This is a genomic window from Nocardia carnea, assembly GCF_029869215.1.
Taxonomy (GTDB): Bacteria; Actinomycetota; Actinomycetes; order Mycobacteriales; family Mycobacteriaceae; genus Nocardia; species Nocardia carnea_B.
In genome coordinates, this window is sequence record NZ_JARWPM010000444.1 from 1 (window position 1) to 10,308 (window position 10,308).

The 10,308-nt window shown below is 68.6% G+C and carries 9 protein-coding genes; 4 read left to right on the top strand and 5 right to left on the bottom strand.

Annotated elements, in window-relative coordinates:
• Positions 1-1,273 (bottom strand): MFS transporter (locus QH276_RS33095; RefSeq protein ID WP_280407016.1); only part of this gene is annotated, 1,273 nt, incomplete at its 3' end.
• Positions 1,274-1,365: 92 nt separating this feature from the next.
• On the opposite strand from QH276_RS33095, the gene QH276_RS33100 reads away from it, so the two are divergent.
• A complete protein-coding gene (locus tag QH276_RS33100; RefSeq protein WP_280400330.1) occupies positions 1,366-1,686 on the top strand; it encodes an ArsR/SmtB family transcription factor in 321 nt (106 codons plus the stop codon).
• A gap of 162 nt (positions 1,687-1,848) precedes the next feature.
• Here QH276_RS33100 and QH276_RS33105 read toward each other — a convergent pair whose 3' ends face one another.
• The 4 genes from QH276_RS33105 to QH276_RS33120 all read right to left on the bottom strand — a co-directional run bounded on the left by QH276_RS33105 (position 1,849) and on the right by QH276_RS33120 (position 7,363).
• Entirely contained in the window at positions 1,849-3,255 is a 1,407-nt protein-coding gene (locus QH276_RS33105) for a M16 family metallopeptidase (RefSeq protein WP_432278677.1), read from the bottom strand.
• Positions 3,236-5,545, bottom strand: a complete 2,310-nt coding sequence (locus tag QH276_RS33110; protein ID WP_280400328.1) for a polyribonucleotide nucleotidyltransferase — start codon at positions 5,543-5,545, stop codon at positions 3,236-3,238. The genes QH276_RS33105 and QH276_RS33110 overlap by 20 nt, the downstream gene beginning before the upstream one ends.
• Before the next feature lie 395 nt (positions 5,546-5,940).
• Positions 5,941-6,210: a 30S ribosomal protein S15 gene (rpsO, locus tag QH276_RS33115; RefSeq protein ID WP_195054650.1), complete on the bottom strand. Its 270-nt coding sequence runs from the start codon at positions 6,208-6,210 to the stop codon at positions 5,941-5,943.
• A 187-nt stretch (positions 6,211-6,397) separates the two neighbouring features.
• On the bottom strand, positions 6,398-7,363 hold the full coding sequence (locus QH276_RS33120) for a bifunctional riboflavin kinase/FAD synthetase (protein ID WP_280400327.1): 966 nt from the start codon (positions 7,361-7,363) through the stop codon (positions 6,398-6,400).
• Positions 7,364-7,486: 123 nt separating this feature from the next.
• Between QH276_RS33120 and QH276_RS33125 the strand changes: the two genes are divergently transcribed.
• The 3 genes from QH276_RS33125 (at position 7,487) to QH276_RS33135 (ending at position 10,153) form a co-directional block, all read left to right on the top strand.
• Positions 7,487-8,230, top strand: coding sequence for a metal-dependent transcriptional regulator (locus QH276_RS33125; RefSeq protein WP_280400326.1), 744 nt, complete (start codon positions 7,487-7,489; stop codon positions 8,228-8,230).
• A gap of 141 nt (positions 8,231-8,371) precedes the next feature.
• Positions 8,372-9,619 carry an aspartate aminotransferase family protein gene (locus QH276_RS33130; RefSeq protein ID WP_280400359.1) on the top strand — a complete coding sequence of 416 codons (1,248 nt, stop codon included), beginning with the start codon at positions 8,372-8,374 and terminating at the stop codon, positions 9,617-9,619.
• Between the two features lie 39 nt (positions 9,620-9,658).
• Positions 9,659-10,153, top strand: coding sequence for a DUF3830 family protein (locus QH276_RS33135; RefSeq protein WP_280400325.1), 495 nt, complete (start codon positions 9,659-9,661; stop codon positions 10,151-10,153).
• Positions 10,154-10,308 lie beyond the last annotated feature (155 nt).

Genomic DNA, 10,308 nt, shown 5'->3' on the forward strand with positions numbered 1-10,308 from the left:
CGCCCGCCCCCCCCCCCCCCCCCCCCCCCCCCCCCCCCCCCCCCCCCCCCCCCCCCCCCCCCCCCCCCCCCCCCCCCCACCCCACCACCCCAACCCCCCCCCCCCCCCCCCGGGGCCCCCCCCCCCCCCCCCCACATAAACCCCCCCAAAACAAAAACCCCCCCCCCGGGGGGGGGCCCCCCCCCCCCCCCACCACCGTGGGTAGCGCCATCGCGGTATAGGCCAGCAGGTAGTACGCGGACATGGTTTCGCCGCGTTTGTGTTCCGGCACCACATTCGAGAGGTGGCGCAGCGAGCCACCGAAGCCGAGCCCGAAGGTCGCACCGAGCACCAGCCCGATACCGACCACGGCGGCCCATTGATGGGTGGCCAGCGCCGGGATGGTCAGCAGCAGGGTGATCGCCATCCCGATATCACCGATGATCGCGGCCCGCCGGGCGGGCACCCGGGTCGCGAAGAGCTGTACCAGGGCCGCGGCCAGCGCGGTCGAGGCCACCACGACCCCACCGAACACCAGGTTGTGGATACCGGTTCGCTCCGCGGCCAGCGAGGGGTACAGCGACAGCAGCACACCGAGCACCGACCATGCGGCCATCACACCGAGCGCGGAGAACCAGAAATCGGCGCGGATCTCCGGCGGTACCGCCGGGCGGGCGATCCGGATCCGGCCCGCGGCCCGGGCGGCGTGCGGTTCCCGCAGGGCGAGCACACCCGCGGCCACGATCAGGCAGATCACGCTGATCACGACGTACGGGGTGCGCAACGGGTTCGGGGCGTATTGCGCGAGCAGCGCCGACCCCATGATCGCCACCGCCATACCGACATTGAAGGCCACACCGCTGAGCTGGCCGGACCGTGCGCCGCGATGTGGCCGCAGGTCCAGCAGGGCCGCGGCCCCGGCCACGACCGTGGCACCGACCGCCAGTCCGTGCAGCGCCCGAGCCAGCACCAGCATGGCCACGTTGTCGGCGAGGACGAAAACGACCAGGCCCGCGATCATGGTCGCGAAGGCGCCCAGCAGCACCGGTTTACGCCCGACCACATCGGAGATCCGTCCGGAAACGAGCACCGCCATCAGGGCGGCCACCGCGTACACCGCGAACACGATGGTGGTGACCAAGGGCGACAGATGCCATTCCCGCTCGTAGAGGCCGTACAGCGGGGCCGGCACACCCGATACTCCGAGTGCGACACCGGTGGCGCCCAGTACCAGCGCGTAGGCCCAGGGTTGCACCGCTCGTTCCGACGCCGGCGCTGCGGTTATCGCTGCCATCGAGACCCCGATCAGGTAAGTTTGAAGATTATCGAACTTGATCGACAGTAACGTATGGTACGACGATCATCAAACCGACCGAGGCGGACCCCTTGACCGACACCACCACCGCGGCGCACCCCGTGGCCCCGCTCCCCGCTGTACTCGGCGCGCTGCAGGACCCGGTCCGCCTGGAAATGGTGCGCCGGCTCAGCAATGCGGGCACCGCCCTGCGCTGCGCGTCCCTCTATGACGGAATCAACAAGTCGACCGCCACCCACCATTTCAAGATTCTCCGTGAGGCCGGCGTCACCGAACGCCTGGTGATCGACGGCCACACCTGCCAGCAGCTCCGCACCGAAGCCCTCGACGCCGCCTTGCCCGGCCTGCTGGCCTCGATCGTCGACGCCGCGAACCGCGCCCGGCCGGAGTAGCCTGGCCACACATCGGTAGCGCGCCGAATCGGTTCTTCCACCGCCCGGTCTGCGCATACCCGGACGCCACAGGGCCTGTGCGGGCCGGTGTACCGGCGAGACCGGCTCGGCGGTCGCGCCCACGGTGCCGCATCCGCCTCCGGACCTCGGCCCGCGGATACCTCAGCCGACCAACCGAGTGACAGCCGCGGGGAGATCACGTTTGCGGCGGTACGGCCCGGCCACCGCGGCGGCGAACGGGCGAGCGAGCAGCGACCGCGCGATCTCCCCCACCTCCTCGGTGGTGACCGCGTCGATCCGCGCCAGCGTTTCGGAGACACTGCGATGATTGCCGTAGCTGAGTTCGCTGCGGCCGATTCGGTTCATCCGCGACGCCGAATCCTCCAGGCCGAGCACCAGCCCGCCACGTAGCGAGCCTTTCGCACGGGCACATTCGGCATCGGTGATCCCGTCCGCCGCGACCTCTTCGAGTACACCGCGGGCCAATGTGGTCACCTCGTTCAGGTTCTCCGGCTGGCAGCCGAGATACACCGAGAACGCGCCCGTATCGGCGAAGGTGTCCACGCTGGAGTACACCGAATACGCCAGGCCGCGTTCCTCCCGGATCCGCTGGAACAGCCGCGAGCTGAGTCCGCCGCCGATCACGGTGTTCAGCACCGACAGCGGCCAGCGGCGCGGGCCTTCGTGCCGGCCGTAGGCGCGGACCCCGAAAACCAGATGCGCCTGTTCGCTGTCGCGGTGGCTCCAGCTCAGCGCGGGCTCCGACCGCGTCCGGAACCGGCCCTCCCGGCGCGGCGCGGGAAGGGCCGCGGGATCCAGCCGGCCGGCGACCGCCCGGTGCACCAGTTCGACGGTGTGCTCGTGGTCGATGTTCCCGGCGACCGCCACCACCATCCGGTCGGGGGTGTACCGGCGCTGGTGGAACGACCGCAGCTGGCTCGCGCGCATCGCTTCGATGGATTCGATGGATCCGATGACCGGCCGCCCGATCGGGTGGTCCCCGAACAGCGCGGTGAGGAAGGCATCGCCGACCAGGTCCTCCGGATCGTCGTCGCGCATGGCGATCTCTTCGAGCACCACCTGCCGTTCCAGGTCGACATCCACCGCCCGGCACAGCCCGTTGAGCACCACATCGCTCACCAGGTCCACCGCGAGCGGTAGATCCTCGTCCACGACATGGGCGTAGTAGCAGGTCTGTTCTTTGGCGGTGAACGCGTTGAGCTCGCCACCCACCGCGTCCACGGCCTCGGCGATATCGAGCGCCGACCGCGTCGGGGTCGCCTTGAACAGCAGGTGTTCCAGGAAATGCGCGGCACCGGCGACGGTGGGGCCCTCGTCGCGGGAGCCGACTCCCACCCAGACCCCCACGGACGCCGAGCGCACGCCGGGTACCTGCTCGGTCACCACTCGCAGACCGCCCGGCAGAACGGTCCGCCGCACCCCGTTGTCGATATCGACGGTTTCGCCGATCCGCCACGCCGATGACGAACCCCCCTGCCCACTCGGGCGCAGGGGGGCCGCTGTTTTCTGCTCCGTCACACGACCAGTACTACTCGGTCGCCGCGGCATCCGCATCGGCGGGCGCCTCGGCCGGGGCCTCGTCGGCGCTCTCGTCGACGGGCACCAGCGAGATCTTGCCACGGTTGTCGATATCGGCGATCTCCACGCGCAGTTTGTCGCCGACGTTCACCACGTCCTCCACCTTGGCCACGCGCTTACCGTTGCCGAGCTTGGAGATGTGCACCAGGCCGTCGCGGCCGGGCAGCAGCGAGACGAACGCGCCGAACGCGGTGGTCTTGACCACGGTGCCGAGGAATCGTTCGCCGACCTTGGGCAGCTGCGGGTTGGCGATGGCGTTGATGGCGTCGATGGCGGCCTGCGCGGACGGGCCGTCGGTCGCCCCGACGAACACGGTGCCGTCGTCCTCGATGGAGATATTGGCGCCGGTGTCGTCGGTGATCTGGTTGATCATCTTGCCCTTGGGCCCGATCACCTCGCCGATCTTGTCGACCGGGATCTTGATCGCGGTGACGCGCGGCGCGTACGGGCTCATCTCGTCCGGGGTGGCGATGGCCTCGGCCATCACGTCCAGGATGGTGGTGCGGGCGTCGTGCGCCTGGCCCAGCGCGCCGGCCAGCACCTGCGAGGGGATACCGTCGAGCTTGGTGTCCAGCTGCAGGGCGGTGACGAAATCACGGGTACCGGCGACCTTGAAGTCCATATCGCCGAAGGCGTCCTCGGCGCCGAGGATATCGGTCAGCGCCACATAGCGGACCTCCTGCGCACCGGCCTCGTTGGTGACGGTGTCCGATACCAGGCCCATGGCGATACCCGCGACCGGCGCCTTCAGCGGCACACCGGCGTTGAGCAGCGACAGGGTCGAGGCACAGACCGAACCCATCGAGGTGGAACCGTTGGAGCCCAGCGCCTCCGACACCTGCCGGATGGCGTACGGGAACTCGTCCTGGCTCGGCAGCACCGGCATCAGTGCCCGCTCGGCCAGCGCGCCGTGGCCGATCTCGCGCCGCTTGGGCGAACCGACGCGACCGGTCTCACCGGTCGAGTACGGCGGGAAGTTGTAGTGGTGCATATAGCGCTTGGAGGTTTCCGGGCCGAGCGAATCGACCTGCTGCGCCATCTTGACCATATCGAGGGTGGTGACACCCATGATCTGGGTTTCGCCGCGCTCGAACAGCGCCGAGCCGTGCGCCCGCGGCACCACGGCGACCTCCGCGGACAGCGCCCGGATATCGGCCAGGCCGCGGCCGTCGATACGGAAACCGTCGGTGAGGATGCGCTGGCGGACCAGCTTCTTGGTCACCGAGCGGAAGGCGGCGCCGAGTTCCTTCTCGCGGCCCTCGAACGAGGCACCGAGCCGAGACAGGATGTCGAGTTTGATCTCGTCGATCTTCTCCTCGCGCTCCTGCTTACCGGCGATGCTCAGCGCCTCCGACAGCGGTGCCTTGGCCGCATCCTCGACGGCGGCATACGCGTCGTCGGCGTACGGCGGGAACAGCGGGAAATCCTCGGTGGGCTTGGACGCCAGCTCGGCCATATCCTGCTGGGCCCGGCAGAGGCGCGCGATGAACGGCTTGGCGGCTTCCAGGCCTTCGGCGACCACGGTTTCGGTCGGCGCCTGCGCCCCGGCCTCGACCAGTGCGATCACGTTCTCGGTGGCTTCCGCCTCGACCATCATGATCGCGACATCACCGGTTTCGGTGACCCGGCCGGCCACGACCATATCGAAAACAGCCTTCTCCAACTGTTCGTTGGTCGGGAAGGCGACCCACTGGCCACCGGCCGGGGTGCCGGCCACGGAATCGTTGATCAGCGCGACCCGCACACCGCCCACCGGGCCGGAGAACGGCAGGCCCGCGATCTGGGTGGACGCCGAGGCCGCGTTGATGGCGACCACATCGTAGAGATCCTTCGGATCCAGGCTCAGCACCGTCACCACGACCTGGATCTCGTTACGCAGGCCGTCCACGAAGGAGGGGCGCAGCGGCCGGTCGATCAGGCGGCAGGTCAGGATCGCGTCGGTGGAGGGGCGGCCCTCCCGGCGGAAGAAGGATCCGGGGATCCGGCCCGCCGCGTACATCCGCTCTTCGACATCGACGGTGAGCGGGAAGAAATCGAACTGGTCCTTGGGGTGCTTACCGGCGGTGGTCGCCGACAGCAGCATGGTCTCGTCGTCGAGGTAGGCGACGACCGAGCCGGCGGCCTGTTTGGCCAGGCGGCCGGTTTCGAAACGGATGGTGCGGGTGCCGAACACGCCGTTGTCGATCAGCGCGACGGATTCGAACACACCCGGTTCGACCTCGATGGCCGTGCTCTTCGAGCGTTCGGTGGTTTCCTGCATATCTCTGTTCTCAACCTCTCGTCTCGCCGGATACAGCGCCCGTGGCGCGATCCGGCTGTGTCAGCCGTACCAGGTATGGACGCGGCGCGACGGCGTCACCGCGGTGACCGTCGAGGTCAGCGGCCGCCGTACAACTGGCTGCGGCGCGTACACCCGGCCGGATCCCCTTGGATACGGCGACGCGGAGGCGGTCAACGATCGAAGCTCTCCGGCGTATCAACCCCGGGCCGAAAAGCCACTACCGAAGACCGACGCCACGAGCGCGGGTGTGACGGCTGGTTCTGTCGTCCTCGTACGCGGGTGGTTCCCACGCACGAAAATGCCGACGGGGCGATTGTATGCGCCCCGCCGGCATACGTGCCGCCCGGCTCTCGGAACCGGGCGTGTTCACGCGCTCAGCGCCGCAGGCCCAGGCGTTCGATCAGGCTGCGGTACCGGTTGATGTCCTTGTCGGCCAGGTACTTCGACAGCCGCTTGCGGCGGCCGATCAACGCCATCAGGCCGTGCCGGGTGTGGTGGTCGTGCTTGTGCACCTTGAGGTGCTCGGTGATCTCGGAGATCCGCTTGGACAGCAGCGCGATCTGCGCCTCCGGGGAACCGGTGTCCGTTTCGTGCAGACCGTACTCGGCAAGAATCGACTTCTTCTGCTCGGTGGTCAACGCCATGGGGCATCCACTCCTGTTTCTCAGTTCCGCGCGTAAGGTGCCCAGCCGATCATCCGGGAAAAGCGCCTGCGAACAGGCGGCTCTCCGGTTGTCGTCGCCGGGGTGGGCGCCGCCGCGGACCGCAGCAGACCCAGCGGACCACACTACCGGAATGGTGCACGCCCGGCTGCACCCGGGCGCCGCGTGGTCAGTTCCCGGCGCCGAGGATCTTGCGGGCGGTATCGACGTCGCGGCCCATGGCGGCCACCAGCTCGTCGATCGACTCGAACTTCCGCATACCGCGCAGATGGTCCACAAAATCCACGGCCACGTGCTGACCGTACAGATCGGCCTCCCGGTCCAGCACATAGGCCTCGACGGTGCGGGCGCGGCCGGAGAAGGTCGGATTGGTACCCACCGAGATCGCGGCCATGGCCGGCTGCCCCGGCGTCACCGTACCGATGGTGGGCCCGGGGCCGAGCACGGTGAACCAGCCCGCGTAGACCCCGTCGGCCGGGATCGCGGCATGCATGGGCGGGGCTACGTTGGCGGTCGGGAAGCCCAGGCTCTTACCGCGGCCGTCACCCCGCACCACCACACCTTCGACGCGATGCGGCCGGCCCAGCGCGTCGGCGGCGGCGGCCATATCCCCGGCGTCCACACAGGCGCGGATATAGGTGGAGGAGAACGTGACGGCGTGTTCGCCCAGCAGCGTCACCCCGTCGACCTCGAAGCCGAAGCGCGTGCCCAGCTCGCGCATGGTGGAGACGGTACCCGCGGCCTTCTTACCGAAGGTGAAATTGTCACCCACCACGACCTCGGCCACATGCAGCCGTTCCACGAGCAGATCGTGCACGTATTCGGCGGGGGTGAGTTTCATGAAATCGTGGGTGAACGGCATCACGCAGAACACGTCGACGCCGAGTTCCTCGGCGAGTTCGGCACGCCGCGTGAGCGTGGTGAGCTGCGCGGGATGCGAACCCGGCCGGATCACCTCCATCGGATGCGGATCGAAGGTCATCAGCACCGCCGGGACCCCGCGCGCGGCAGCGGACTTCACCGCCCGGCTGATCAGTTGCGCGTGACCGCGGTGCACACCGTCGAACACGCCGATCGTGAGCACGCACCGCCCCCAGTCCGCGGGTACGTCGTCGAGACTTCGCCACCTCTGCACAGACGCCAAGCCTACGCAAACACGCGGCCGCACCGTATTCGGGTGGACGGGTGCGCGGCCCGGCTACACGCACGCGAACACAGGGTTTCCCCGAGGTGGCGCGATATGTGTATCGGGCCACGAATGCTTAAGCTCGTGGTTGTGCCCGGAAAACGAGATATCGCCACCCGACGGGAACTCGCCGACGCCGGGGATTCGGCCGCTCCCGGGCTGTCGTCGGTGGCCCAGGATTACCTGAAAGTCATCTGGACGACCCAGGAGTGGTCGCAGGAGCGGGTGAGCACCAAACTGCTCGCCGAGCGGATCGGCGTCTCCGCGTCGACGGTGTCGGAGGCGGTCCGCAAACTGTCGGACCAGGGTCTGGTGGAGCATGCCCGCTACGGGGCGATCGCGCTGACCGAGGAGGGCCGCCGCGCCGCGGTTGCCATGGTGCGCCGGCACCGGCTGATCGAGACGTTCCTGGTGAGCGAGCTCGGCTACGGCTGGGACGAGGTGCACGACGAGGCGGAGATCCTGGAGCACGCGGTGTCGGATCTGCTGATGGCCCGGATCGATGCCAAGCTCGGTTTCCCGGACCGGGATCCACACGGCGATCCGATTCCCTCGGTGGACGGGGCGGTACCGACACCACCGGCGCGGCAGTTGATCGATTTCGAGGCGGGCGAATCGGGGCGGGTGGCCCGGATCTCCGATTCCGATCCGGAGATGCTGCGGTACTTCGATTCGGTGGGGATAGCGCTGGACACGGTGATCCTCGTCGTGGAGCGACGCGATTTCGCCGGAACCATCGCGGTCCGGATCGGGCGCGACGAAAACCTCACGGATCTGGGCAGTATCGCCGCCGAAGCGATCTGGCTGCGGGACTGACCGCCACGACAGGTGACGCGCGGGCGGTGAGCCCGGGGGCATTGCCGAATCCCGGGCCCCATGCTATCCATAATTGTCAACAATCCGACAATCTCGTCGTCGGTCCGGATCGCCGCACCGACCGTCCCGGGAGGCGCCACCATGGCCGAACTGTCCCCGATCCTGAAGCAGGCCACCCCGGTCACCGTCGACCACGGGTCCGGCTGCTACCTCTACGACACCGACGGTCGCCGATTCCTCGATTTCACCGCCGGTATCGGGGTCACCAGTACCGGCCACTGTCATCCGGCGGTGGTCGCGGCGGCCCAGGCCCAGGTCGCGAAGCTGATCCACGGCCAGTACACGACGGTGATGCACCGGCCCATGCTGGAACTCACCGAACGTCTCGGCAGCGTGCTGCCCGAAGGGCTCGATTCGGTGTTCTACGCGAACTCCGGTAGCGAGGCGGTCGAGGCGGCGCTGCGGCTGGCACGCCAGGCCACCGGCCGGCCCAATGTGATCGTCTTCCACGGCGGATTCCACGGCCGTACCGTCGCCGCCGCCACCATGACCACCTCCGGTACCCGCTTCTCCGCCGGTTTCAGCCCGCTCATGTCCGGCGTGCACGTCGCCCCCTTCCCCACCGCCTACCGCTACGGGTGGAGCGAGGAAGAGGCGACGTCCTTCGCGCTGCGCGAACTCGACTACATATTCGCCACACTCACCTCACCCGCCGAAACCGCCGCATTCGTCGTGGAACCGGTGCTCGGCGAGGGCGGGTACATCCCCGGTAACCGGGTGTTCTTCGAGGGCCTGCGCGAACGCGCCGACCGGCACGGCATCCTGCTGATCTTCGACGAGATCCAGACCGGCTTCGGCCGCACCGGAAAGTACTTCGGCCACCAGCATTTCGGGGTCCGTCCCGATGTGATCACCATGGCCAAGGGCCTGGCCAGCGGGTTCCCGATTTCCGGAATCGCGGCCTCGGCCGAACTGATGAGCGCCGCCTGGCCGGGTTCACAAGGTGGCACCTACGGCGGTAACGCCGTGGCCTGCGCGGCCGCCCTGGCCACCCTCGAGGTGATCGACTCGGAGAACCTTGTGGAGAACGCGCGGATTCGCGGCGAGCAACTGCTGGCGGGGGTGCGGGCGGCCGAATCCAAGGCCATCGGCGATACCCGCGGTCTCGGACTGCTCGTCGGCGCCGAATTCGTCACCACCGACGGCGCCCCCGACCGCGAAACCGCCTCCGCCGCCCAGCAGCTCGCCGCCGCGAAGGGCCTGCTGCTGCTGACCTGCGGGGCCCATATGAACGTGGTGCGGATGATCCCGCCGCTGATCGTCTCCGAAAGCCAGGTCGCCGACGCCCTCGGCATCTGGTCGGCGGTGCTCGCCGAAATCGGCCACTGAACAGACCGGTCCCACCCGCCCGACGCTCAGGACGGATACATGGCGCGCTATCTGACCATCACCCTGACCAAAACCGGACTCACCTGCCGGGCCCGGCTGCTCGACGACCAGGCCCCCCGCACCTGCGAGGCGGTGTGGAATGCCCTGCCGCAGGAGGGCGATGCCTTCCACGCCAAATACGCCCGCAACGAGCTCTACACCCTGGTACCGCGGATTCCGGGCGCGCCGCGGCGCGAGAACCCCACCGTCACCCCGATTCCCGGCGACGTCTGCCTGTTCGATTTCGAACCGTGGGAGATCGGCAACCCGGCCTACGGCTACGAACCGGGCTCGGCCGCCCACCACGAGCAAGGCGCCACCGATCTCGCGCTGTTCTACGGCCGCAACAACCTGCTCATCAACGGCGACCTCGGCTGGGTCCCCGGCAATGTCTTCGCCACCATCGAGGACAACCTCGACGAACTGGCCACTGCCTGCAACACGCTGTGGTTGCACGGCGTGGCCGGGGAAACGCTCGCCTTCGCCCGCGCCTGACGGGCGGGCGAAGGCGGGGGGCCCCGGGGGGGGGGGAATTTTAAAACCCCCCCCCCCACCCCCCGTTTTAAACCCCCGAAGATTTTTGGGGGCCCCCAACAACCACCAACCCCCCCCAAAAAAAAATAATTGGGGGGCCCCCCAAAGCCCCGAAA

What these genes read in the sequence shown, in the direction of transcription:
- rpsO (WP_195054650.1), bottom strand. Translation starts at nt 6,210, where the DNA reads ATGGCGTTGACCACCGAGCAGAAGAAGTCGATTCTTGCCGAGTACGGT.
- QH276_RS33135 (WP_280400325.1), top strand. Translation starts at nt 9,659, where the DNA reads ATGGCGCGCTATCTGACCATCACCCTGACCAAAACCGGACTCACCTGC.
- QH276_RS33130 (WP_280400359.1), top strand. Translation starts at nt 8,372, where the DNA reads ATGGCCGAACTGTCCCCGATCCTGAAGCAGGCCACCCCGGTCACCGTC.
- QH276_RS33105 (WP_432278677.1), bottom strand. Translation starts at nt 3,255, where the DNA reads ATGCCGCGGCGACCGAGTAGTACTGGTCGTGTGACGGAGCAGAAAACA.
- QH276_RS33125 (WP_280400326.1), top strand. Translation starts at nt 7,487, where the DNA reads ATGCTTAAGCTCGTGGTTGTGCCCGGAAAACGAGATATCGCCACCCGA.
- QH276_RS33110 (WP_280400328.1), bottom strand. Translation starts at nt 5,545, where the DNA reads ATGCAGGAAACCACCGAACGCTCGAAGAGCACGGCCATCGAGGTCGAA.